The sequence below is a fragment of the Rhizobium sp. CFBP 8762 genome (assembly GCF_014841565.1).
Lineage (GTDB): Bacteria > Pseudomonadota > Alphaproteobacteria > Rhizobiales > Rhizobiaceae > CFBP-8762.
Genome location: NZ_JACYUD010000007.1, coordinates 128,441 through 152,637, shown reverse-complemented (window position 1 = coordinate 152,637; position 24,197 = coordinate 128,441). Strand labels below are relative to the sequence as shown.

Annotated in this window: 22 protein-coding genes; 11 read left to right on the top strand and 11 right to left on the bottom strand. The window is 58.6% G+C overall.

The features are described from left to right. The first annotated feature begins 79 nt into the window (after positions 1–79). Positions 80–913: a shikimate dehydrogenase family protein gene (locus IFT84_RS16200; protein WP_192121216.1), complete on the top strand. Its 834-nt coding sequence runs from the start codon at positions 80–82 to the stop codon at positions 911–913. 208 nt (positions 914–1,121) lie between these two features. After that, positions 1,122–3,401, top strand: a complete 2,280-nt coding sequence (locus IFT84_RS16195; protein WP_197975579.1) for a putative bifunctional diguanylate cyclase/phosphodiesterase — start codon at positions 1,122–1,124, stop codon at positions 3,399–3,401. Positions 3,402–3,405: 4 nt separating this feature from the next. Here IFT84_RS16195 and IFT84_RS16190 read toward each other — a convergent pair whose 3' ends face one another. Continuing rightward, positions 3,406–3,834, bottom strand: a complete 429-nt coding sequence (locus IFT84_RS16190) for a DoxX family protein (RefSeq protein ID WP_342212885.1) — start codon at positions 3,832–3,834, stop codon at positions 3,406–3,408. Continuing rightward, positions 3,831–4,439, bottom strand: a complete 609-nt coding sequence (locus tag IFT84_RS16185; RefSeq protein ID WP_192121214.1) for a TetR/AcrR family transcriptional regulator — start codon at positions 4,437–4,439, stop codon at positions 3,831–3,833. Before IFT84_RS16185 ends, IFT84_RS16190 begins: the two co-directional genes overlap by 4 nt. 158 nt (positions 4,440–4,597) lie before the next feature. Here IFT84_RS16185 and IFT84_RS16180 point away from each other — a divergent pair, with 158 nt between their 5' ends. Next, entirely contained in the window at positions 4,598–5,485 is an 888-nt protein-coding gene (locus IFT84_RS16180; RefSeq protein WP_192121212.1) for an SDR family oxidoreductase, read from the top strand. 36 nt (positions 5,486–5,521) lie between these two features. On the opposite strand, the gene IFT84_RS16175 is transcribed toward IFT84_RS16180, so the two are convergent. The 4 genes from IFT84_RS16175 to IFT84_RS16160 form a co-directional block, all read right to left on the bottom strand. Beyond that, positions 5,522–6,160 carry a phosphoribosyltransferase family protein gene (locus IFT84_RS16175; protein WP_192121210.1) on the bottom strand — a complete coding sequence of 213 codons (639 nt, stop codon included), beginning with the start codon at positions 6,158–6,160 and terminating at the stop codon, positions 5,522–5,524. Continuing rightward, positions 6,157–6,828: an energy-coupling factor transporter transmembrane component T family protein gene (locus IFT84_RS16170; RefSeq protein ID WP_192121208.1), complete on the bottom strand. Its 672-nt coding sequence runs from the start codon at positions 6,826–6,828 to the stop codon at positions 6,157–6,159. Before IFT84_RS16170 ends, IFT84_RS16175 begins: the two co-directional genes overlap by 4 nt. Next, positions 6,815–8,386 carry an ABC transporter ATP-binding protein gene (locus tag IFT84_RS16165; RefSeq protein WP_192121206.1) on the bottom strand — a complete coding sequence of 524 codons (1,572 nt, stop codon included), beginning with the start codon at positions 8,384–8,386 and terminating at the stop codon, positions 6,815–6,817. The genes IFT84_RS16170 and IFT84_RS16165 overlap by 14 nt, the downstream gene beginning before the upstream one ends. A 111-nt stretch (positions 8,387–8,497) precedes the next feature. Then, positions 8,498–9,070: an aminotriazole resistance protein gene (locus tag IFT84_RS16160; RefSeq protein WP_192121205.1), complete on the bottom strand. Its 573-nt coding sequence runs from the start codon at positions 9,068–9,070 to the stop codon at positions 8,498–8,500. 180 nt (positions 9,071–9,250) lie between these two features. Here IFT84_RS16160 and IFT84_RS16155 point away from each other — a divergent pair, with 180 nt between their 5' ends. Continuing rightward, positions 9,251–10,231 carry a L,D-transpeptidase family protein gene (locus IFT84_RS16155; RefSeq protein WP_192121203.1) on the top strand — a complete coding sequence of 327 codons (981 nt, stop codon included), beginning with the start codon at positions 9,251–9,253 and terminating at the stop codon, positions 10,229–10,231. A gap of 216 nt (positions 10,232–10,447) precedes the next feature. Then, positions 10,448–11,644 carry an MFS transporter gene (locus IFT84_RS16150; RefSeq protein WP_244651254.1) on the top strand — a complete coding sequence of 399 codons (1,197 nt, stop codon included), beginning with the start codon at positions 10,448–10,450 and terminating at the stop codon, positions 11,642–11,644. Between the two features lies 1 nt (position 11,645). Here IFT84_RS16150 and IFT84_RS16145 read toward each other — a convergent pair whose 3' ends face one another. Next, positions 11,646–12,683, bottom strand: a complete 1,038-nt coding sequence (locus IFT84_RS16145; RefSeq protein ID WP_192121201.1) for an aldo/keto reductase — start codon at positions 12,681–12,683, stop codon at positions 11,646–11,648. Between the two features lie 127 nt (positions 12,684–12,810). Between IFT84_RS16145 and IFT84_RS16140 the strand changes: the two genes are divergently transcribed. Beyond that, positions 12,811–13,833, top strand: a complete 1,023-nt coding sequence (locus IFT84_RS16140; RefSeq protein ID WP_192121199.1) for a LysR family transcriptional regulator — start codon at positions 12,811–12,813, stop codon at positions 13,831–13,833. Here the strand turns inward: IFT84_RS16140 and IFT84_RS16135 are convergent. After that, positions 13,721–14,587 carry an aldo/keto reductase family oxidoreductase gene (locus IFT84_RS16135; protein WP_192121197.1) on the bottom strand — a complete coding sequence of 289 codons (867 nt, stop codon included), beginning with the start codon at positions 14,585–14,587 and terminating at the stop codon, positions 13,721–13,723. The genes IFT84_RS16140 and IFT84_RS16135 overlap by 113 nt on opposite strands. Positions 14,588–14,678: 91 nt before the next feature. Here IFT84_RS16135 and IFT84_RS16130 point away from each other — a divergent pair, with 91 nt between their 5' ends. Beyond that, positions 14,679–15,587, top strand: a complete 909-nt coding sequence (locus tag IFT84_RS16130; protein ID WP_192121195.1) for a LysR family transcriptional regulator — start codon at positions 14,679–14,681, stop codon at positions 15,585–15,587. Between the two features lie 3 nt (positions 15,588–15,590). On the opposite strand, the gene IFT84_RS16125 is transcribed toward IFT84_RS16130, so the two are convergent. Further along, a complete protein-coding gene (locus IFT84_RS16125; RefSeq protein ID WP_192121193.1) occupies positions 15,591–16,598 on the bottom strand; it encodes a LacI family DNA-binding transcriptional regulator in 1,008 nt (335 codons plus the stop codon). Between the two features lie 169 nt (positions 16,599–16,767). Here IFT84_RS16125 and IFT84_RS16120 point away from each other — a divergent pair, with 169 nt between their 5' ends. From IFT84_RS16120 to IFT84_RS16105, 4 genes are all read left to right on the top strand, one after another. Further along, positions 16,768–17,793, top strand: coding sequence for an ABC transporter substrate-binding protein (locus IFT84_RS16120; RefSeq protein ID WP_192121191.1), 1,026 nt, complete (start codon positions 16,768–16,770; stop codon positions 17,791–17,793). A 178-nt stretch (positions 17,794–17,971) separates the two neighbouring features. Continuing rightward, positions 17,972–20,197 (top strand): ABC transporter permease, encoded by a 2,226-nt coding sequence (locus IFT84_RS16115; RefSeq protein ID WP_192121189.1) that lies wholly within the window; start codon positions 17,972–17,974, stop codon positions 20,195–20,197. Continuing rightward, positions 20,194–21,276 (top strand): ABC transporter ATP-binding protein, encoded by a 1,083-nt coding sequence (locus IFT84_RS16110; RefSeq protein WP_192121187.1) that lies wholly within the window; start codon positions 20,194–20,196, stop codon positions 21,274–21,276. The genes IFT84_RS16115 and IFT84_RS16110 overlap by 4 nt, the downstream gene beginning before the upstream one ends. A gap of 19 nt (positions 21,277–21,295) precedes the next feature. Continuing rightward, on the top strand, positions 21,296–22,117 hold the full coding sequence (locus tag IFT84_RS16105; RefSeq protein ID WP_192121185.1) for an inositol monophosphatase family protein: 822 nt from the start codon (positions 21,296–21,298) through the stop codon (positions 22,115–22,117). On the opposite strand, the gene IFT84_RS16100 is transcribed toward IFT84_RS16105, so the two are convergent. Beyond that, entirely contained in the window at positions 22,114–22,866 is a 753-nt protein-coding gene (locus IFT84_RS16100; RefSeq protein ID WP_192121183.1) for an SDR family NAD(P)-dependent oxidoreductase, read from the bottom strand. The genes IFT84_RS16105 and IFT84_RS16100 overlap by 4 nt on opposite strands. 61 nt (positions 22,867–22,927) lie before the next feature. Further along, complete coding sequence (locus IFT84_RS16095) at positions 22,928–24,073, bottom strand: fumarylacetoacetate hydrolase family protein (protein ID WP_192121181.1); 1,146 nt, start codon at positions 24,071–24,073, stop codon at positions 22,928–22,930. Positions 24,074–24,197: the final 124 nt, after the last annotated feature.

The following is a 24,197-nucleotide window of genomic DNA, read 5'->3' as shown; positions in this document are numbered from 1 at the left end:
CACGCTTGCTGACGGGAGTATCCACTACGCGGGCACCACACCATCGCTGCCCGCTCATTCTTCAACATAGGCATCTCTCATGATCTGCGGCACAACGCGCCTGATTGCGCATCTCGGCTACCCGACCACAACATTCAAAGCGCCAATGATCTACAATCCCTGGTTTGCGGCCAACGCTGTTGACGCTGTTGTCGTGCCAATGGGCGTCAAACCGGAGGACTTTAACCGGTTTCTGCCATTGCTGTTTAAGCTGTCAAATATCGGTGGCGCATTGATCACCATGCCGCACAAGGTCGCAACGCTCGGCCTCGCCGACCGGGTTTCGGTGCGGGCGCAAATTGCCGGTTCCGCCAATGCTGTGCGGCTCGGTGCAGACGGTGCGCTGGAAGCGGATATGTTTGACGGCGAGGGGTTTGTGGCGGGTGTCCTAGCAAAAGGCCAGCTGCTTGCAAACCGGTCCGCGCTGGTTGTGGGGGCGGGCGGCGTCGGGTCCGCGATTGCCGCTTCGCTCGCAGCCGCAGGCGTTGCGCGGCTGGTCATTTTCGATCCGCATACGCCAAGTGCCGAGGGGCTGGCGAGACGCCTGTGTGTTGCCTATCCGCAATTGCAGGTTAACATCGGCACAAGTGATCCATCCGGTTACGATCTGGTCGTGAATGCTTCGCCGCTTGGAATGCGGGAGGGTGATCCTCTGCCTGTCGACGTGGAGCGCCTGGACCCGGCAACCTTCGTCGGCGAGGTGGTTATGAAAACCGAGATGACCCCGCTTCTGTTGGCCGCTGCTGCAAGGGGATGCCGGTATCAGGTGGGAACCGATATGTTGTTTGAGCAGATTCCGGCCTATATGGAATTTTTCGGATTTCGCAAGCCCTCGGTGGACGAACTGCGCCAGCACGCAGCCATCCGCTATTGACCCGTCCATTCAGCTCCGTTGATGACACCGGGCAGCCGTAATCTATGGTCTTGCTTCAGGGCTCATCAAATTGAATGGCTCCTTAACCTTTCGGTGTCATTTTTTTCAGTTGCAACCCTGAAATTTTTAAGGGTTTACCTATTTATGCTCGCCTGGGTGTTCCATTGTCGGCGTCCTGAAGATCAAAAATAGTCCCGGAGCTGAATGAATGCAGATGGATTTATTGAGCGCGGGCCAGGAACTGGCTGCGACCCCGGCGGCCAAGATGACTGCAGGACCGTACGATTACCGCAGTATTGATCGCGTCATCAAACATGTTGTGCAGGCAACCGAATGCACGAAGGCTATGGTGTGTCGGAAGGTCGACGGTGTTTTTGAGCTGATTTCAAGCGTCGTCAACCCTTCGTCTTATATTTCGTTTCGCATTGATAACAACCTTCTGGATGCGCTTGCGCTGCACATCCATGATACACCGGATATTCAGATTGTCCGGCTAAATGTGAACAGTATCCTCGCGCCGCATTGTCTGGCCGCAGCCCGGATTCGTGGATCGGAAGAAACCTATCTCATCGCGCTTTATGACAGCATCACCACGCTGCCCAATCCTGCGCAGACCTATCTGCTTCAGGCTCACGCAGCCCATCTGGCCACCGTGTTTGAACTTACCAGCCTGCGCGAACAAACATCAATCGTTGAGGATCTCAGTCGCCGTGAGGATATCGAACGACTGCGTTTGCTGGAATCCGTGGCGGTTCACGCGCGTGATTCCATTATCATCACCGAAGCGGAACCGATCGATCTTCCCGGCCCTCGCATTATCTACTGTAACGCTGCAATCACGCGTGCCACCGGCTACGCGGCGGCAGAACTGCTCGGCCAGACGCCTCGAATCTTGCAGGGTCCTAAGACTGACCCGGCTGCGAGAGCAAAAATCCGCAAAGCCCTGTCCAGTTGGAAACCTATCGAAATCGAATTGATCAACTACCGCAAGGATGGCACGGAATTCTGGGTAGAACTGAGCATCGTTCCGGTTGCCAACGACCGCGGGTGGTATACCCAATGGGTATCGGTGCAACGGGATATTACCGAACGCAAACAGGCGGAAGCGCTGGGCATTCGGGTGCGCGACGCTGAACACGAGAACGGGTTGCTGGCGACAGAAATTCTGGAGCGCAAGAAGGTTGAAGCCGAACTTCTGTACACCGCATTTCATGACAGCCTGACACGGCTGCGTAACCGGGCGTTTTTTATGGAGCGTCTCGCGTCGGCACTCCAGCCGCAGCCGTTTGCCGGTGCCTGTTCGGTGCTGTTTCTGGATCTCAACCGGTTCAAGATCGTCAACGATAGTCTGGGCCATATCGAGGGCGATGCGCTGTTGCAGGAAATCGCCGTTCGTCTGACACGGTGCGTGCGGCCGGAAGACACGCTGGCGCGTGTTGGCGGCGATGAATTTGCCATTCTGATTGAAAACGCGTCCGACCTTGCAACGCCAGTTCGTATTGCGGAGCGTATTATCGAGGCCATGCGATCGCCCGTACAGCTAGGACGCCAGAGCATCTTTCCCTCATGCAGCATCGGAATTGCCTATTCCGCAGACAGAACCGATCTGCCGGAAGACCTGATCCGCGATGCGGATATTGCCATGTACGAGGCGAAACGGACGGGTTTTGGTGATTATGCGGTGTTTGATGCCTCTATGCGGGCCAAGGCCGTCGAGCGATTGACGCTTCAGACCGATCTGCGCAGCGCTGTAAAGCATAACGAGTTCTACCTGACGTATCAGCCGATCGTTGATGGCGCGACGTGCCGCGTGCGTGGGCTGGAAGCCTTGCTGCGCTGGAACCACCCCGAACGCGGAGAAATGATACCCTGCCAATTTGTGCCGGTTGCGGAGGAAATTGGGCTGATCCGGCAAATCGGTCGCTACGTTCTGCAAGAGGGTTGCCAGCAATTGCGCTATTGGCAGACGCAGTTTTCCATGCCGGACATGCGCCTGAGCGTAAACACCTCTGCCACCGAATTTATGGACCCCGGTTTCGTCGATGAACTGTCGGCGACTCTGGAACAGTTCGATTTCGATCCGGAGTGTCTGGAAATTGAAATCACCGAGGGAATATTTCTGGATCCGTCACCCAATATCGCCGCAACCATTGCCGCTGTTCGCAGCCTCGGGGTGCGCGTGGCGCTGGATGATTTTGGAACCGGCTATTCCTCCCTCAGTTACATCAACCGCTATCCCATCGATGCCATCAAGATCGACAAGTCCTTTATCGATGATATCGTCGAAAACCCGCAAACCTTGGCCATTGTGGATATGATCGTAAAACTGGGCAAGGCGCTTGGTCTTGATATCGTTGCTGAGGGCGTCGAGTCGGAACGACAGGTTGCCATCCTTCAAAGTATCGGTTGCGGCTCTTTGCAAGGTTACCATTTTGCCGCCCCGCTGGCTAAGGACGAGGTCGTCACGTGGCTTGCCTCTGCCCTATGAAGGCTTATGGCGTTGGTCCTCTGTTAAACGGCCATGTGGTGAGATTTGCGGCAAACAGCGGAAGCCAGACCAGAACCGGTTGCAGGGCAAGCCGTGGCAGATGATAAAGCCAAGGCCAGAGGCTGCGCCCGGGCGTGCCCATGAAGATCATGGCGTGTTTGATATTGGCAGGATAAACGCAGACCGCGTAGAGCGACAAACCTATGGCCGCCGCCTTGCACAGCCGCGCATCCCAAAGTCCGACGCACCCAGCCAGTTCGCATAGCCCGGTGAACAGAATTACCTCACGGGCAAATGGCACCCAGTCCGGGGTTATCGTCACAAACACGCCGGGGCGGAACAGATGAAAAAGGCCCGCGGCCGCGTAGAACAGCGATAGCCCGATGCGCGTTCGATACTGCCACGGGGACATCTGGCTCCGGCTACGCGTCACGTATTCTGTCCCCCAGCAATGCGATGCGGTGATTTCAAATAAGGATGGACGATATCGAATGCCAGCCGGTTCATATCAACATGAAGGCGAGCCGTTAGCAAATGAAACCATGCATGGGCGATAATTGACTCGGCCAACGCACGCAAATCCGCACCGGCGCGCAGTTCCCCACGGACCTGTGCGCGTTCCAGCACCTCTTTCCACTCTCCAACACGCTCCTCGCGAAAGGAATCGAGAGCGGGTAGAAGGGTTTTGTCCGTTTGCGCTTCGGCAATAATCAGAGCGAAGACGCTGCCGTTTCCCCGCCAGAAGGCAAACAAGTTGCTGAGCGATACCGCCACATCCCCTATCAGCGATCCTGTATCCGCATAACCGTGGTCCTGCTTCATGCGCATGTAGACAGCCAACAGCAGCGCCCCTCGGCTCGGCCACCAACGATAGAGCGTGCTTTTGCTAGCCCTAGCCTCCCGGGCAATCGCCTCGGTGGTCAGCCCCTTCAGCCCTTTTTCTGCCAGTATCCGCGCGGCGGTATCCAGAATGGCGGCGGCGGCCTCCGGGTTCGGTCGGGCCCCAATAGAACGACGGCTGATTCCAACCTGTGACATAATCTCTCCGTTCACTCTTGACCAATAGGTACTGATGGTACATATTATCGGTACTGATCGTATTGATAAATGGACATTGCGTCCATGTGCTTCATGTCAGCGCAGGTCATCCCTGCAACAAGATTACTGAAAATACCTCGTATCGAGAGGACGAACGAATGCTGGTTTTTATGACGGGTGCCAGCGGCTTTGTGGGCCGAGCCATTGTGGACACTGTCCGAGCCAACGGTCACGATGTGCTTGCGTTGGCCCATTCGGACAAAAGCAAGGCTGCATTGCACGCCATTGGCGTGCGCACCATTGCGGGCGCGCTGGGGGATGAGGCTGTGCTGGAACGCGCAGCCGCTGAAGCTGACGCCATTATTCATACGGGATTCGATCACGACTTTACCCGCTTCCGGGCAAACTGCGAGCAGGACCAGCGGGTTATCAAAGCCTTAACGCGTGGTTTTGGCAAAGGCGGGCCGTTTGTGGTCACCTCCGCCATCGGCGTTCTGCCCCGCGGCGAAACGGTTGATGAAACTTTCCTGCCAATGGCCGCCGAGGTTAACCCCCGTGCGCTGACAGAGGAAACCGTGCGCGCTTTGCGTGATGACGGAGCTCGAATTGACATCGTGCGTCTGGCCCCGTCTGTCCACGGTGCGGGTGATCCCAATTTCGTGGCAACGCTGGTGCGGATCGCGCGGGAGCGCGGCGTGTCGGCGTTTATCGGCAAAGGGGACAATCGCTGGCCAGCCGTTCACCGGCAGGATACGGCGCAGCTTTTCGCGACCTGCCTGGAAATACGCTCAGGCCTGCCTGCGCTTCACGCCGTGGCCGAACCCGGCATCCGCTTTGAAGAGATAGCCCGCGCCATCGGCGATGGTCTGGGCTTGCCAACTGTTTCCATAGCGCCGGAGACGGCAGGCGATCATTTTGCCGGTTTTGCGCATTTTGCCGCGTTGGACGTTAATGCGAGTGCCAACAAAACAAGGGAAGCCATGGCGTGGACGCCCCGGGGACCAAGCCTGCTGCAAGACATTCAGGCAGGGCGCTATTTCGGGTAAGAAAGGCCTAGGTGCCCTCGGAGGTTGGTGAAACCGCTACAAAAAGGTGTCAGCGATGGGTTCCCAGTCGTCCGATGTCTTGGTGAACTGGGGAATATGCGCAAGGCTGTGAATGAGGCTTGCGTCATCTCCCAGTGCCTTTTGCCAGTCGCGCGCTTCTGTCAGGATCACACCGATGCCAACCACGTTGCCGCCTGCCTTGCGCACCAGATCCACTGAGCCTTTCAAGCTGGAGCCGGACGCGACGACATCGTCTACCACCACAACGCGCTTGCCTTGCAGCAGCGGAATCGCACGTCGGTCCAGAAGTAAATTCTGGTCGCCCTTGGATGTGATCGACGTAATCGTCTGCACGAGGGCATCGTGCAGGTGGATTTTGGGCGACTTCTGCAAAACGACATAATCATCCAGCCCAAGCGCGCGGCTGACTTCGATGGCGACGGGAATGCCGAGTGTGGCCGCGCCGACAATCACGTCCGGCTGGAGCGGCGCGAGCTTTTGCGCAAGTTTTTCACCAATATGCTCGCCGAATTTGACGCCAAGATCGATCACCATCATCAGCGAGATCGCGAAGTCCGGCGTGATCGGCACAATCGTCAGGTTGATGGTAACGCCTGCCACATCGACGGGCCAGGACTGGGGCGGGGAAGCGGTGTCTGTTGCGGATGACGTCATGGGTTACGATCCTTGATTGGCAGCATGGGCTCGACCATCAGCCCGACATTGCGCCATGTGGTGCGCTTGTGTTTCATGTCAAAGCCATAGATCGACAGCGAAATGGAGATAGCATGGGCCATGCGGATGGCCTGCACAAGCAGTGGCAAGCCGCGTGCCAGCGAGAATTTGAGCCTTACGGGAAACGGTACATTGTCGATTTCCATGCCGCGTGCGCGCTGTGCATCGGCAATCCGCTCAAAATCCTCCCGCAACATCGGGATAATGCCGAAGGTGAGGGACAGAACGAGCGTGACAACCGGCGGCATACGGGCAGCGCTGGCAGCCGCCAGTATCGAGCCCGGTGAACTGGTTTCCATGACGAAGTAGAAGGCAGCGGTCGTCGTGACCAGTCGTGCGGCCATGCCCAGCGCGATTTGAAAGGAGTCAAAGACCGCGTGGCCTTGCAGTGTCAGGTTCAGCATCCAGCTTGCGATGACGAGCGTCACCAGCAAAACCGCGCCTTTCAGGTAGCCCCTCAGCCCCGGAACGTTGGTTACCGCCAGAAACACCAGCATGAGGGCCGATAGCGGAACGCCATAACGCCAATCCGGTGCCAGCCACGCGGCGAGCATGATGAGGAACGCAACGGCGAGCTTGATAAAGAAATTAACGTTATAAAACAGCATGGTCGGTCTTCCCTGCGCCTTGGCCTGCACCTTGGCCAGCGCCTTGGCCCACGCCCATGAAGGCCGGCGCTGGCCAGTTGAGCGCGCCATAACCGGCGCTGTCCCAGACATCGTCCACGGAACCATCAAAGGTGATGGCGCCGCGATCCAGCACCAGAACGCGCGATGCTGCATCTGCGATCAATTCCAGATCATGGCTGATGATCATGACAGCCCGCCCTGCGCTGAGTGTGCTGTCGAGAAAGAGATCCAGCATACGGCGGCCCTGCCCATCGCGCGCCAGAAGCGGCTCATCGAGAATGGCGACCGCAGACCCGGCAGCATCCGCGCAAGCCAGACCCAGCAATGCCTGCTGCCGGGTGGATAGGGCGAAGGGATTGGCCTCGCGAAAGCTGGACAGGCCGTATTTTTCCAAAGCCGCCAGCGCGGTATCGACAACGGCGGGATCTTTGGGGATGGCGGGGGAGGCGGTTATGGCAAATGTTACCTCCTGCTGCACGGTCATGTTGAAGAGAATGCGTCGCATGTTCTGCGGCAGATATGCCACGGACCGCGCGCGCCGCGCTGGCGTCCACTTCGAGGCATCCTGTCCTTCAATCGACAGCGTCCCGGCTGTCACTTTGGCAAGGCCGAGAACCGACTGGAACAGCGTGGTTTTACCCGCGCCGTTCCGCCCGATCAATCCGACGGTTTCACCCGCCTTGATCTCCAGATCGATGGATTCCAGCACGGGGCGTCCGTCCCGTCGGGCAAGCTGGGTTTTAAGGCCTGCAATCGATAGAAGCGTTGCACCCTCGGCATAGGTCTTGCGGGGTTGACGGCCACGGTGTGGTGGCAGAATGCCCGCCTCGATCCATGGCTGCGGCTTGTCCATCAGCGCAGCTTTTGGCACAGCTGGCGTCAAAGCACCGGATTGCAGCAGCGCGATATCATCGACAACGTCGGCGATTGCCGCTGGGTCCTGCTCGGAAATCAGGATGGCGAGTTGATCTGATCCCAGTTTGTGCAGGATACGCACAAGCCGTTGCCGTGCCGCCGGATCCAGCCCGGTGGTCGGCTCGTCCAGCACCAGCAAGCGTGGAGAGGCGGCCAGTGCCGCCGCAATAGCGACCATGCGGCGCTCACCACCCGACAGGGTCAGCACACGGCGTCCCCGCAGGGGTTCGAGTTCCAGCTCGACCAACAGGCTTTCAATTCGCGCGCGGATATCAGCCTTGGCGACGGCCCGGTTCTCCAGTGGAAAGGCAATCAAATCCTCGACGCTCAAATCCCAAACCTGATCCTCGACATTTTGCGAGACAAGGCTGATGGCGGTAAAGAGGTCGTCTTTCGCGATGGTCGTTATCGGCTTTCCGTCCAGCTCGATTTCGCCGGAAATGACGGGCGGTCGAACGAGCCGGGGAATGATGCCAGCGGCGGCATGCAACAGCGTGGTTTTGCCGCTGCCAGCAGCGCCACACACAGCCAGGCGCTGACCGGCGGCGATATGAAGACTGGCTTTGGAAACGGCCAGGTCGCCGCTTCCAAAGCCAATGTCGAGATTTCGAATGCTCAGCAAAATTTCAAACTCTACTTCAGAGCATGTCCAGTGTTGACCGGAAATGCTCTAACCTTTGTTTTGACGCGGCGTCCAGACGTAAACGCGTTTCAGCTTCGACTGGATATAACCCTAGAACCGGCTGAAACCTGCCGGATGCGCGCTCTTCAAAATCTTTAATGCCGGAATGATCAGCAGCGGCGTACCGATGATCATGGGAACGATATCGGAAAGGCCGAGATAGCCGAAGGCCCACCAGAATGGGAAAATGCCGAGATAGGCCAAGCTGGCCGATACGGCGAGAACCATGACGATGCCCGCGACGAGGCAGGTTGCTGTAATTTTGAGCAGGGTTGCGCGGTTAAACACCACCTTTGCCGGGTCAAACAGCAGGCCCGAAACAAGGCCGGTAAGGCCAACCATAATGCCATCGATCAGCAGGGAATGGGCCGGAATGAAGGTGCCAGCCAGCAGCGACCAGACGATGGTGCCGAGATAGCCGCAGATAAAGCCGCTGCGCCATCCCAGCAGAATGCCGATCAACGGCGGAAGAAACGCAAAAATGCGCCACTGAATAACGCCAGGCACAAGTTGGATGGGATTGGCGTAGGCCCACAGCACGCCGGTTGCCGCCGCAGCGACAATCGATAAAACAATGGGAAAGAAGGTGTTGCCTTCCGGCTGAGAAAGGGTGGACTGTGACATTTGGGATCCCCGAGAAATGGTATGATCAGGCAGACGCAAGATCCGTGCCCTTTCGCAATATAACCAATCAAAATTTAGTGTTTTTGTTGAGCGACGTCTATCCCACGGACGTCACTTCGGTCAACACGGATTGACCGGCCACCGTCCGGAACAACTTTGTCGCAAATTGCTTTAAGGAGCATGACACATTCGCTTCGATACCTTGCCTTCTCCACCGCCCTTGCACTCTGCGGACCAGCATTGGCAGCCCCCATAAACGCCGATGCGGTTAATGGAGCCTCCATTGACACCCTATCGCTTGAAGCCCCGGCGGAAAAACCAACGGAGCCAGACGCGGCTATTGTGCGTCTACAGGTTCTTTTGGACCGGGCCGGTGCCTCTCCGGGCGTGATCGATGGTTATGTGGGCAGCAATCTGGCGAAAGCGGTCTCTGGGTTCGAGGCCTTGAAAGGTTTGTCGGTGGATGGGAAGCTGGACCCCGAGGTGCTGAAAGACTTGGCCAGCCAAGAGCCGGTCGTTCAGCCCTACGAGATCACCGCGGACGATGCTGCGGATATCGTGAAAGAAATCCCTAAGGATTATGCCGAGCAGGCTAAGATGGAGCATCTCGGCTATACGAGCGTTGCTGAAAAACTGGCCGAGCGCTTTCACATGGATATCGGGCTGATCACAGCGCTCAACCCCACCGCGTCCTTTGCGCCAGGCGAAACAATTGCTGTAGCCGCTCCCGGCGAAGCAAGGACAGGCACCGTCAATCGGATCGAAGTGCGCAGGCAGTCTGGAGAAGCGTTTGCATTTGCAGAGGACGGCGCGTTGCTGGCGGTTTACCCCGCCACAATCGGAAGCGAGGATTCGCCGTCGCCCAAGGGCACGCATAAGGTCAAAGGCGTCTCACGTATGCCGAAGTATACCTACAATCCGAAGATCAACTTTCAGCAGGGCGACAACAAGAAAGTCCTGCAACTGCCCGGCGGGCCCAATGGTCCTGTCGGCACAGTCTGGATTGACCTGACGGAACCAACTTACGGCATACATGGCACACCCGAGCCGGAACTGATTGACAAGGTTGGCTCGCACGGATGTGTCCGCCTGACAAACTGGGATGTTGAAGAACTGTCAGACATGGTCAAGCCCGGTGTGGTCGTCACGTTCGTTGACTGACACGTGTTCGCTCGATTTCAGTCAATTCTAATGGGCTGAATGGGTGTCTAACAGATCTGGACATCATACGACATTCGGATTATCGGATCGAAGCTTGTTGTCTGAATGACCCGCCTTCGCGCCATGAGCGCTCCTCCCAAGTTGCTCTCGGCACTCTGAATGAAAGTCAATACCATGCTCGATACAGTGCCCGACGCGGTGAGCCCCGCCGACGTTATGCCCGTGCCGGTCCTTAAGCAGAATACCACGCTTATCCTGCTGGCACTGGCAGTCGGCAGTTTCGGCATTGGAACGGGCGAGTTCGCGATCATGGGTCTTTTGCCCAACATCGCTGACGGTCTCGGCGTTTCGGTGCCGGGTGCAGGTTATTTGATCAGCGCTTACGCGCTCGGCGTCGTGATCGGTGCGCCTTTGATTGCTCTTCTCGGGGCGAAACTCAGCCGCCGGACATTGCTGCTCCTGTTGATGCTGGGCTTTGCCATCGGCAATATCGCCAGTGCCGTCGCGCCGGAAATTTGGTCGCTGGCGGGCGCGCGTTTTCTGTCCGGCCTGCCGCATGGTGCTTATTTTGGCGTTGCGGCCCTTGTTGCCGCTTCGGTGGCGCGGAAGGGCAAGCGGGCACAGTCGGTCGGGCGGGTGATGCTGGGGTTGACGGTCGCGACCCTTCTCGGAACGCCGCTTGCTGCATGGCTCGGCCAAATGTTCGGCTGGAGATCTCTGTTCGTTTTGGTCGGCGGTATCGGGCTGTTTACGGCCATTCTCCTCTGGCTGACCTTGCCGCAGGACAAGGTTCACACCGAAGCCAGCGCCCTTCGTGAACTGTCGGCCCTCATGCGCCCGCAGGTCTGGTTAACATTTGCTTTCGCAGCTGTCGGTTTCGGCGGCATGTTTTCAGTGTTCAGCTATATCGCGTCTACCGCAACCGAGGTTGCAGGTCTCTCTATCGACGTGGTGCCGATCATTCTGGCCATCTTTGGCGTCGGCATGATTCTCGGCAATATTCTTGGCGCATGGCTTGCCGATCGCTCGTTAATGAAGACGCTTGGCGGTATGATGAGTTTCAACATCGTTGTTCTCATAGTCTTCGCACTGACGGCAGCGCATCCGCTGATGCTGTGCCTGTGTGTTTTCTTTATCGGTTTCGGCGTGGCGCTGGCTCCGGCGGTGCAAACGCGGCTGATGGATGTGGCCGGGGATGCCCAGACGCTGGCGGCGGCGTCCATGCACTCCGCGTTCAATATCGCCAATGCCGCCGGAGCGTGGCTCGGCGGCTTGGCCATTTCTGCCGGTTACGGATACGCATCGACCGGCTGGGTGGGGGCTGCGCTCGGCGCAGGCGGTCTGGCTGTTTTCGGTTTGTCGTATTGGCTGGACCAGAAAAACAGGCAGGCTGCCCATGTCGGGCGAGTTTGAATCAACCAGCAATCAGCGAGTTTCGCCGTGCGAAGCCTTCCTGCCGCTGGTATGGAAAATGCGGGTAGGGCATGATTTGCGCGCTGGCTTCATCCAGCGTTTGCACCTGCTCCGGCGTTAAAGTCCAGCCCACGGCGCCAAGGTTCTGGCGTAGTTGCTCCTCGTTGCGCGCACCGATGATGACCGAGGAAACTGTCGGACGTTGCAGCAGCCAGTTCAGCGCCATCTGGGCGACGGTCTTGCCTGTTTCTTCCGCGATGGCGTCTAGGGCATCAACCACGCGATACAAGCGTTCATCGTCCACCGGTGGACCGAACTGTGCCGTTTCGTGCAAGCGGCTGCCTTCGTGCAGAGGCGTGTTGCGGCGGATCTTGCCGGTCAGCCGTCCCCATCCAAGCGGGCTCCAGACCATGGCGCCCAATCCCTGATCTGCACCCAGCGGCATCAGGTCCCACTCAAAGTCCCGCCCAACAAGCGAATAATAAGCCTGATTAACGACATAGCGCGGCCATCCGTAACGCTCTGCCACGGCCAGGGATTTCATGATTTGCCAGCCGGAGAAATTGGAAACCCCGGTGTAGCGCACTTTTCCAGCCCGCACGAGCGTATCGAGTGTTGATAGAACTTCTTCGACCGGGGTCAACGCGTCATAGGCGTGAAGCTGGAGGATATCGATATGGTCGGTTTGCAGGCGACGCAGGGCGTCATCCACCGCGCGGATCAGTTTAAACCGGGACGATCCGGCATCATTCGGCCCCTCGCCCATGGGTAAGCTGGTCTTTGTCGAGATCAGAACGCTGTCGCGTCGACCCTTGATTGCCTCGCCCAGCACGGTCTCCGAAGCGCCGTCGGAGTAGACGTCGGCCGTGTCGAACAGGTTGACGCCGGCCTCAAGGCAGATGTCCACCATGCGACGGGCCTCTACCGCATCCGAACTTCCCCAGTTGCTGAACAGCGGGCCGGCGCCGCCAAATGTCCCGGCACCGAAGCTGAGCACCGGCACCTTCAAGCCGGATTTCCCAAGAGAGCGATATTCCATAACATCTTCCTTCGCGTTCTTTCAGGAGATGAAAGCCGTGAAAGCTTTCCCTATGACCGGACGATAGACGCTTGTGACTGGATGAAATAGAAGGTGGTTCGGAATATCACTTGTGAGGTGAAGTCATATGGCGCGACTGGACGTGAACCGGGCAGGGGAACTGGAGATGTTCGTTCGTGTGGTGGAGCTTGGCGGCTTTTCGCCCGCAGCACGTGCGGCAAACATGACACCTTCCGCCGTCAGCAAATTGATGTCCCGGCTTGAGGGGCGGTTGGGTGCACGTCTTCTCAATCGCTCCACGCGTCAACTGCAGATTACGCCGGAGGGCTGTGTCTTTTACGAGCGGGCAACCCGTATTCTCGCCGATCTGAACGACGCCGAGCGCGCCGTCGGGGCGGGTGAGCAGCCGGTTGGTCGGGTCCGTATTAATACCAGCGCATCGTATGCAACGCATATTCTGGCGCCGATATTGCCTGCGTTTCTGGCGCATCGTCCGGGCATTTCCGTGGATTTGATCCAGACGGATGCGGTGGTAGACCTTCTCGCAGAGCGCGCCGATGTCGCGGTGCGGGCCGGACCCTTGAAAAGCTCCAGTCTCATGGCGCGCAAACTGGGAGAGGCCGCGCTGTCCATCGTCGCTGCTCCGTCCTATCTGGAGCGTTGCGGAGAACCGCGTGTGATCGATGATCTCGCGGGCCACACCCTTCTGGGTTTTTGCTACAGCCGCGCAACATCGCAGTGGCCGCTGCCGGTTGGCGAGCGAACTACTGCATTCCCCGAGGCCGAACGGGTGAGGGTCAGCGATGGCGAGGGGCTTCGTCACCTTGCGTTGGCCGGTGTTGGCATCGCCCGTCTGGCGGCCTTTACCGTTCAAAACGATATTGCTGCCGGTCGGCTGGTGTCTCTTCTCGCGGATGAAGACAGCGGTGAAACGGAAGCGTTTCACGCCGTCTATGTGGGGCAAGGCGGGCATTTGCCATCGCGCGTCCGTGCGCTGCTGGATTTTCTGGCAGAGCACGGACGTGTGAGTTCAGGTGTTATCCGGCAATCCCGTTCAGTTCGGCAATCACTTCGGCGGAGAGATGCAACTGACCCGCGCTCAAATTTTCACGTAGATGCGCGGCGGATGATGTGCCGGGGATCAGCATGATATTGGGCGCGCGCTGCAACAACCACGCCAGCGCCACCTGCATGGGTGTCGCCCCCAGCCGTTGCGCAACCGATGACAGCGTTGACGATTGCAGCGGACTGAAGCCACCCAAGGGGAAGAACGGCACATAGGCAATGCCATCGCGGGCCAGATCGTCAATCAGGGCATCGTCGTCCCGATGCGCCAAATTGTACTGGTTCTGCACACAGACGATTTCGGCTATCTTGCGCCCTTCGGTGACCTGTTTCGGCGTGACATTGCTTAGGCCGATGTGGCGAACCAATCCCTGCCTTTGCAACTCGGCCAGTGCGGTCAGGGGTTCTTCCACGGGCCCCTCTGCCGGGCCATGCACATCAAACATGAACCGAAGATTGACCACGTCCAGAACATCGAGACCCAGATTGCGCAGGTTGTCGTGTACCGCTTTGGTCAGGTCTTCCGCAGAAAACGCGGGCAACCAGGAGGCATCGTCGCCACGTCGCGCACCAATTTTGGTCACGATCAGCAAATCGTTTGGATAGGGATGCAAGGCCTCTTTGATCAGCTGATTGGTGATATGCGGGCCGTAAAAGTCGCTGGTATCAATGTGGTCAACGCCAAGCGAAATCGCCTCGCGCAGCACATTCAGTGCAGCGTCGCGGTCCTTGGGTGGCCCGAACACGCCGGGCCCAGCCAGTTGCATCGCGCCATAGCCAAGCCGTTTGATGGGCCTGCCCGCCAAGGTGTAGGTGCTCGTATTTTGAAGTGTCGTCATAAGGTGTCTCCTTCTATCCATTCAAAATAGGGCTTGAGCAATCTGACGATAATCCCGTACAGTCGGCACAGGGTGTGCGAAAGGACGAACAATGAATGCGGACCTTGGTGATCTCAAGGCGTTCGTGACGGTCGCAACGGCTGGTGGTTTTCGCGAGGGCGCGCGTGTCAGCGGCGGTAGTCCTTCGGGCCTGAGTGAGGCCGTGCGGCGGCTGGAAACACAGCTTGGCGTGCGGCTTTTGAACCGCACCACCCGCAGCGTCGTACCGACAGAGGCCGGGCAGGGGCTTCTCGATCGGATGTCGCCCGCCTTGAAGGAGGTGGAAACGGCGCTGGATGTCGTCAATGGCTTTCGAGATCGACCGGCGGGCCTTCTGCGCTTGAATGTTCCGGTCAGCGCCGCACGGCTTGTGTTACCGGCTATCGTGCCAAAATTTCTGGCGGCCTTCCCTGATATCCGGCTGGACGTCATTACGGAGGAAAGCTTTGTCGATGTGCTGGCGGCAGGCTGCGATGCCGGCATTCGCTACGATGAGCGGCTGGAGCAGGACATGATCGCCATTCCCATCGGTCCGCGTATCCAGCGCTTTGCCACGGCCGCATCCCCGGCCTACCTCGCCCGGCATGGCATGCCGCAACACCCGCGTGATCTGTTAAGCCACGCCTGTCTGCGTGGCCGCTTTGCCAGTGGTGCCATGGTTGCGTGGGAGTATGAGCGCGATGGTGAAGTCGTCACCGTCGAGCCCACGGGTCCGTTGATCGTGCGGCCCGGCGGTGCGACGGACCTTGCCGTTGATGCCGCTATTGCTGGCACCGGCATCATCCAGTTGTTTGAAGACTGGCTGCGTCCCTTTCTGGACCGCGGTCTGCTGGAGCCCGTGCTGGAGCCCTGGTGGCAGAGCTTCTCCGGTCCATTTCTCTACTATCCCGGGCGAAGGCTGGTTCCGGCACCCCTGCGGGCTTTCATTGATTTCATCAAGGCGCAACCCGATTTGCGGTAAAAACTATCCGCCGCGTACCGAGCCGCGCCACACCATATCGGCGTGCAAGCGCAGCGAGGTGCGCTCGGTCTGCTCGGCGTCGCCGCGCAGCCATGCCACCGCGTTGGCCGCGATACCGTCGATCGGTTGGGCGAAGGTCGTGATGTTGTAGGATATCCAGCTGGCCTGTTCGATATCGTCAAACCCGATGACACACAGGTCCTTCGGGATATCCAGATGAAATTCGCGCCGCGCCGTATCCATAAACCCGCAGGCCAGAAGGTCCGTCACGCAGAAAACGCCATCGGGCCGTGTGGGCCGTGTCAGCAGTCGCTGCGCCATCAACCGTCCGCTGGCATAACTCGTGTGTCCGTGATGCTCGACCATTACGGGCAAATCTCTCGCCGCTGCAGCAGCGATAAATCCAGCCTCGCGCGCCATCAGGCTCGGTGTTCCCGCCGTGGAATTGATCAGCGCCAAATGCTTGCAGCCCGCCCGGGCAAAGGCAGTGACCGCGTTTTCTGCCGCCTTTGCATCATCCAGATTGATGCGCAGGGTTCCGTCGTGCTCGTCATCGCGGTTGATCAGCACCAGCCGCAGGCCATTGCGCAGGCATAGCTTGACAATGGATTTATCCGGCATGCCCGATACGACAATCGATGCATCGGCCCGGTAGCGAATGGCCTGGCGCAACGCCAGTCCCACGCTTTCATCGGAGCGGTCGGTATTGATCAACATCGCGATCTTGCCCGCATCCTGCAACTGCTGGGTCAGCGCGTTGACAAGGTTGGAGCGATAGGGCGTGCCGAGGTCCGATACAATCAGGCAGACGATGCCGCTCTCATTGCGCATCAGGCCCCGCGCCAGGTGGTTGACGTGGTAGCCGAGCGCATCGGCAGCGGCCAGAACCTTGGCCCGGGTTTCTGCCGACACGCTTTTTCCCGGCGTAAACGTGCGTGAAACCGCTGAGCGGGAAACCCCCGCGCGGGCCGCAACATCCTGCGCGCTGACAAATGCCTTCTGTATCGTCATGCTCTCATTGTTCCTGCTTTCATGCACGCTTGTGCATAGCAGTAAAGCCTTAAGAGATACAGGGAATAACGAATGGAGTTGACACAATGCTTATAACTGTGTGACGATTGCACACGCTTGCAAAAGCTGAAACCTGCGTGGAGGCGCGGTTTCAAACGGGAGGACGATTATGCGATCAGCACTTTTTGCTGCGGCTTTGGCCGCCGGTACAACCCTTGCTGCCTTCTCAGCCCATGCGGCTGGTAACCTCAACCTGATCTGCTCTGCCGATGTGGTGATCTGCGAGCAGATGAAGGAGGGCTTTGAGAAAGAAAAGGGCATCAAGGTCAATATGGTGCGCCTGTCATCGGGTGAGACCTACGCCAAGATCCGCGCCGAAGCGCGCAACCCCAAGACCGATATCTGGTGGGCAGGCACGGGCGATCCGCATTTACAGGCCGCGTCCGAAGGGCTGACGCAGGAATACAAATCACCCCTGTTTGATGATTTGCAGGACTGGGCGAAGAAGCAGGCCGAAAGTGCTCAGTTCCGCACGGTTGGCGTTTATGCGGGTGCGCTGGGCTGGGGCTATAACACGCAGATTTTCGAGAAAAAAGGCTTGAAGGAGCCCAAATGCTGGGCCGATCTTCTGGATCCATCCTTCAAAGGCGAAATCCAGATCGCCAATCCCAACTCGTCCGGCACGGCGTACACGGCGCTCGCCTCGCTGGTGCAGATCATGGGGGAGGATCAGGCATTCGATTATCTGAAGAAACTCAATGCCAATATCTCGCAATACACCAAATCCGGCTCGGCACCGGTCAAATCGGCTGCGCGCGGTGAAAACGCCATCGGCATCGTATTCATGCACGATGCTGTGTCGATGACGGTGGAAGGGTTCCCGATCAAGGCTGTCGCGCCCTGCGAAGGCACCGGCTACGAGATCGGCTCGATGTCCATCGTCAAGGGTGCGCGCAATCTGGAAGAGGCGAAGACTTGGTATGACTGGGCGCTGTCGCCTGCTGTTCAGTCCCGTATGAAGGACGCCAAATCGTTCCAGCTTCCTTCCAACAAGCAGGCCGAAGTGCCCAAGGAAGCGCCGAAATTCGAGGACATCAAGCTCATCGACTATGACTTCAAAACTTATGGCGATCCGGCCAAGCGCAAGGAATTGCTGGAGCGCTGGGATACCGAAGTCGGTGCCAGTGCGAACTAGAGCGCTGTTCGATCTGATTGGATCAGATCGGCGCTCCAGCTGTCTATTTGAAGCATGATCTTATCGATCCTCGCTTCGCTCCGGTCGGATTATGCTCTGACCGCGCTCATGCCTGCCGCGGCTGCTGCATCACAGCAGCCGCCCCTTACACTTATAACGCAAGAGGCGACGTATCGTTATGGAACATCGCAACCGCAGGCTGGATATCGCGCTCGGTATCGGCCTTCTGGCCTTCGCGGCCGTGCCCTGGTACAGAATTGAAGGCGGATTTACCGGTCTTGGCTGGTTGCAGGGCTTTCCTATGGATGCCGCCGATGCACCGGGTCTTGTGCAGATGCTGGCCCTTGGCCGCTGGTGGCTGGGCATAGCCGCTACCATCATGCTCGTCTGCCTTGCTGCGCGTTTTATTCGGTCACCGGAGCGTCGCGGCACGGTGCTTGCCTATGCTGGCGGCGTGGGAGTGCTGTTTCTGGCTCTTCAGGGACTGGCGATCGGGTTTGCCGGCTGGACATGGGGTATCAGCGAAACGCTGTTTGGCCAGATGGCCGATGGGCAGCCCGCCATGGGGGCGGGAGCCGTGCTTGCGGCATTTGCGTTCGTGCTGTTGTTTGCCTTCGGCCTTGCCGAGCGTGGGGTAATGAAGGGTGATGCCTTTGTGGTATCGTCGATCACGCTTCTGGTGTTTCTGGTCGCCATATTCGTGTTTTACCCGGTCGGCAGCATGCTTGTTGGCGCTTTTCAGGACTTTGACGGTTCGCTCAACACCACCGGCTTCGTTCGCAACATTCAGGATCCCTCGATCTGGAGCCTTGGTTGCGTGACTGGTGGTGAGCGGTGCGGGGTTGCGTGGCGCACGTTGATGCTGGCGCTGCTGACGGCTGCGGGGTCTACCACGTTGGGCCTTGCCTTCGCACTGGTGGCCACCCGCACGCGGTTTCCGTTCAAGAAGGGGCTGCGCCTGCTGACGGTGCTGCCCATCATCACTCCGCCTTTCGTCATTGGTCTGGCGTTGACGCTGCTGTTCGGTCGCGCCGGTGTCGTCACGCTGTCTCTGTCCAACCTGTTTGGCATAGAGCCGGGGCGCTGGCTGTATGGATTAACCGGCATCTGGATTGCGCAGGTACTGTCCTTTACGCCGATTTCGTTTCTTGTCCTCATCGGTGTGGTCGAAGGGGTCAGCCCCTCCATGGAGGAGGCATCGCAGACGCTTCGGGCGGGGCGCTGGCGCACGTTCTGGAATGTGTCGCTGCCGTTGATGGCACCAGGTCTCGCCAATGCCTTTCTGATCGGCTTTATCGAAAGCATGGCGGACTTTGGCAATCCGCTGGTACTGGGCGGTAGCCATGGCGTGCTGTCCACCGAGATTTTCTTCGCCGTTGTCGGCTCGCAGAACGACCCGTCCCGTGCTGCCGTGCTTGCCATTATCCTTCTCTGCTTCACGCTGACGGCGTTCATCGCTCAGCGGGTCTGGCTATCGGGCAAGAATTTCGCGACCGTCACAGGCAAAGGCGATTCCGGTGCGCATATCGCGCTGCCGCGCAGCCTGTCCATTGGGCTTCACGCCGTTGTCATTCCGTGGATGCTGTTTACAGTGGTGGTCTACGGCATGATCCTGTTTGGCTGCTTCGTCAAAACATGGGGTCTGGATAACACGCTGACGCTTGATCACTACCGCCGCGCCTTTTCGGTGACGCTTGAAAACGGCGGTTTGGCATGGACGGGCGTTGCATGGAACTCGTTCTGGACCACGATGGAAATCGCGCTGATTTCCGCGCCGTTGACCGCCGCTGTCGGGCTTCTCACCGCCTATATCATCGTGCGGCAGCGGTTTGCCGGGCGCAACCTGTTCGAGTTTGCCCTGATGATGAGCTTTGCCATTCCCGGTACGGTTATCGGCATCAGCTACATCATGGCCTTCAACCTGCCACCGCTGGAAATGACGGGCACGGCCCTTATTCTGGTGGCCTGCTTCGTCTTCCGCAACATGCCGGTGGGCGTGCGCGGTGGCGTGGCCGCCATGAGCCAGCTGGACAAAAGTCTCGATGAAGCTTCGCTGACGCTTCGGGCCAATTCTTTCCGCACCATTCGCAAGGTTATTTTGCCGCTTCTGCGCCCGGCCATTACCGCCGCACTGGTCTATTCGTTCGTGCGGGCCATCACCTCCATTAGCGCTGTCATCTTTCTGGTCAGTGCGCAGTATAATATGGCGACATCATATATTGTCGGTCTGGTGGAAAATGGTGAATACGGCGTGGCGATTGCCTACTCTTCCATGCTTATTGTCGTGATGATCGTGGTGATTGCAGCCTTTCAGGGGCTGGTGGGCGAGCGCAGGCTCAGACGTGAAAACCGCGTGGCGCTGGCCGCGCCCGCCATTCCCCTTCGACAGGAGACACCCGCATGAGCACGCCGCAGCAAGGCTCCGTTCTGTTCAAGAATATTCGCAAGCAGTTCGGTGCCTTTACCGCCATTCACGATTTGTCGCTCAGCATTGAGCCCGGCACGCTGGTAACCCTGCTTGGCCCTTCCGGTTGCGGCAAAACCACCACGCTGCGTATGCTGGCAGGGCTGGAACACCCGACATCCGGCCGCATCCTCATCGGTGGCAAAGATGTGACCATGCTGCCCGCCAATGAGCGTGATGTGTCCATGGTCTTCCAGTCCTACGCGCTGTTTCCGCACATGACCTCGCTCGACAACGTGGCCTACGGGCTGGAATCGTCCGGCATGAAGAAAAAGGAAGCGCGTGAGCGGGCAGAACAGGGGCTGAATCTCGTGGGTCTCGGGGGCTTTGGCCAGCGCCTGCCCGCCGAACTCTCCGGTGGCCAGCAACAGCGCGTGGCCGTTGCCCGTGCGCTGGTGCTGGAGCCACAGGTTCTACTGCTGGACGAGCCACTGTCCAATCTCGACGCGCGGTTGCGCCGCCGTGTGCGCACGGAAATCCGCGAGTTGCAGCAAAGACTTGGTTTCACCGCTGTCTATGTCACCCACGATCAGGATGAGGCGTTGGCCGTCTCCGACCGGATCATCGTGATGAAGGACGGCCATGTGGCGCAGGAGGGCGCGCCGCGCGATCTCTACGAGTCGCCCGCATCGGCCTTTATCGCGGATTTTATGGGTGAGGCCAATGTGGTGCCGTGCGAAGTGCTGTCGCTTGCCGGTGGCGCGGCGACGGTTCTGGTGGACCAGTTACTTCATACCGTGCCCGCGCGGGCAACGCGTCCCGGACCGGCAAAACTCGCCGTGCGCCCCAATGCCATTACGCTGACGCCCCATGCTTCTGCGCAGGTACCGGGGGGCAACGCGCCATTCGGCGGCCAAATAACCACCGCTGCCTATCTTGGTGACCATATTGAATACGAGGTGGAGACCAGTATAGGGCCTTTGTTCGTGGTGGATACCGGAGTGGAAAACGCGCTGGCACCGGCCACCGATGTGGCTATCGGCTTTCGCGAGCGCGGGCTGGCGATTATTGATGCTTGAGAATGCAAAGGACGAAGTGATGACTTCACACATTTCCGGTCTGACAGAGCGCTTTGCTTTGGCTGAAACCATGGCACGCACAGCGGGCGCAACGGCGCTTGATTATTTCAAGCGGCGTGAAACCCTGGTCATCGAAACCAAAAACGACCCGCAGGACGTGGTGTCCATTGCTGACCGCGAGGTGGAAAATCTCATTCGCGCTGCGATTGCCAGTGCACATCCGGACGACGGAATTCTCGGCGAGGAATACGGGCTGACGGCTGGAACCTCGGGTTTCACGTGGGTGATTGACCCCATTGACGGCACAAGCCCCTTCGTCAACGGCATGCCGAACTGGTGCGTATCCATCGGGGTTCTGCACGAGGACGTCCCGGTCATCGGCGTCATCAACGCCCCCTGCCATGATGAGCATTACGCCGCAGCATTGGGCCATGGCGCAACGCTGAACGGTAAGCGGCTGGCTATCGATCCCGCCCGAACACTGCGCAACGCGGTGACGGGCATCGGTGCCAACAATTATGTCACGCCAGCGTCCGTTGCCAAAATGGTGGAAAACCTTCTGAATGCTGGTGGCAATTTCATCCGCAACGGCTCCGGTGCGTTGATGCTGGCCTACGTCTCGGCAGGACGGCTGGTGGGCTATGTCGAGCCCTATATGCATGCCTGGGATTGCTTAGCGGGCTACTGCCTCGTCAAGGAAGCGGGCGGTAAATTCCGGCCTTTCCCTGTGGCGGGCGAGGGCATCACCCAAGGCGCGCCCGTGCTGGCGGCGTCAGAAACGGTGTTTGAGGAACTCGAAATCATTGCTGGTTTTGCACCGGTCAACAAGCCCGTGCTCTAAATGCAGGTATACCCCGCGTCCGCCGCAACAATCGATCCCGTCATCAGGCTGGAGGCGTCGGAGGCTAGGAACTGGACGATGGAGGCGATCTCGTCCGGTTGGCCCATTCGACCGGCGGGCGTCAGGTCGAGCCAGCGTTCCACGAGCCCGGTCTGACTTTCCAGTCCCTGCAGCAGCGGCGTTTCAATATAGGTCGGTGCTACTGCGTTAACCCGTACGCCACGCGTGGCCCACTCAACGGCAAGTGAGCGGGTGAGGTGATGGACACCCGCTTTGGACGCATTGTAATGGCATTGCGGTTGCGGCACGTTGACGATGTTGCCCGACATCGAGCCGATATTGATGATGGACCCTTTGCCGTTTTCGAGCATACGGCGACCAAAGGCGCGGCAGGTGCGAAAGACGCCACTGAGGTTGACCTCGATCACCCGATCCCACTGTTCGTCGGTCATCTCGTCGGCTGCAACATTGCTGACAATGCCAGCGTTGCACACGAGGATGTCCAGCGGTGGCAGTTCCAGCGCCAGCGCGTTGAGACCGGCACTATCCGTCACGTCGAGCTTGCGAGCGCTCGCCGTGCCTCCGATTGACGCGGCGATCGTCTCGGCCCGCGCGAGGTCGATGTCGGTACAGATCACCTGTGCACCTGTTTCGCCAAGCGCTTGCGCGCAAGCCGCGCCAATGCCTTGTCCGCTTCCGGTTACCAACGCCAGACGACCATTCAGGTCCATTTTTGAGCGATAAGTCATGTGGTCGTCCTTTATCTGAATGTGAGGCGCCTTAGCATTGTCCCGCTTTTAGGGGGCAATTTTACATCAAGCCCCGTTTTGACATGTCGCGCATCATAGCTCGAAGACCATAGGTCCATGGCTGCGCCTTGTCCGAGGTGGTCACCACATTGCGAAGCGTTCCAAGCAGGGGCGTGGAAATCTCCACAACATCGCCTTGCTTGTGGGTGAAACCGCTTCCTGTTTCGCCCCGGTCTTGTGTCGGCGCAAACATCGTGCCCAGAAACAGCATGAAACCATCCGGATATTGGTGGCTGGCATTGATGGTCTGCGCGACCAGTTCGGTTGGCTTGCGGCTGATCTCCGCCATGTTGGAGCCGCCAGACATGCGGAACCCGTCGCTGCCTTCAACCGTCAGCGTCAATGTTGCGTTCTCGATATCCGTCAGCGTGAACGTGTCATCCAGCAGGCGAATGAACGGACCGATAGCGCAGGATGCATTGTTGTCCTTGGCCTTGCCGAGCAGAAGCGCGGAGCGCCCCTCGACATCGCGCAGGTTGACATCGTTACCCAGCGTTGCGCCCCGAATGACGCCGGTACTGTCGACGGCCAGCACGATTTCCGGCTCCGGATTGCTCCATTTGGAAATTTTGTTGACGCCAACTTCAGCACCATACCCAACCGATGACATGGGCTGCGACTTCGTGAACACTTCCGCATCCGGCCCGATGCCGACTTCGAGATATTGCGACCAGAGCCCGTCTTTTTCCAGCGCGGCTTTTACGGTTGCGGCCTGTTCAGAACCAGCTTGAATGTTGGACAGGCTGCCCCCGATGAGTTCACCGATTCGACGACGAATTGCATAGGCCTCGGCGGGGTTGCCCAGAGTGCGCTCATCAATGACCCGCTCGATCATGCTCTGGGCGAAGGTAACGCCGCATGCTTTGAGCGACTGGAAGTCGCACGGCGCGAGCAAGCAGTTGCGCGAAGAACCATATCCGGTCTGTTGCGCAGGCGTCAGAAAGCTTTCAACGCTACCGAGCAATTCACCGTCCAGACTATCGAACCGCCCCGTGGGATCGTTGTCGAGAAAATCCGCGACAGAGGTAACCTCGGTGGTCACATCCATTACCATTCCGTCACGCACGACCACCACGGATGGCGCGTTCAGATCGGCACGCCAGACGCGCCCGATCAGGCGCGCACTCTCAGAATTATCAGGAAGCATCAATTTCTCCTCGGCACTGCTAGTAAAACTATTTAATGAAACCCGATCCCGTCAAGTCCAAACCTCCGAAAGGGGTGTGGAAAGTTTTTTGAAGGTGCATTAGGACATCAAGTACGCGATGGAA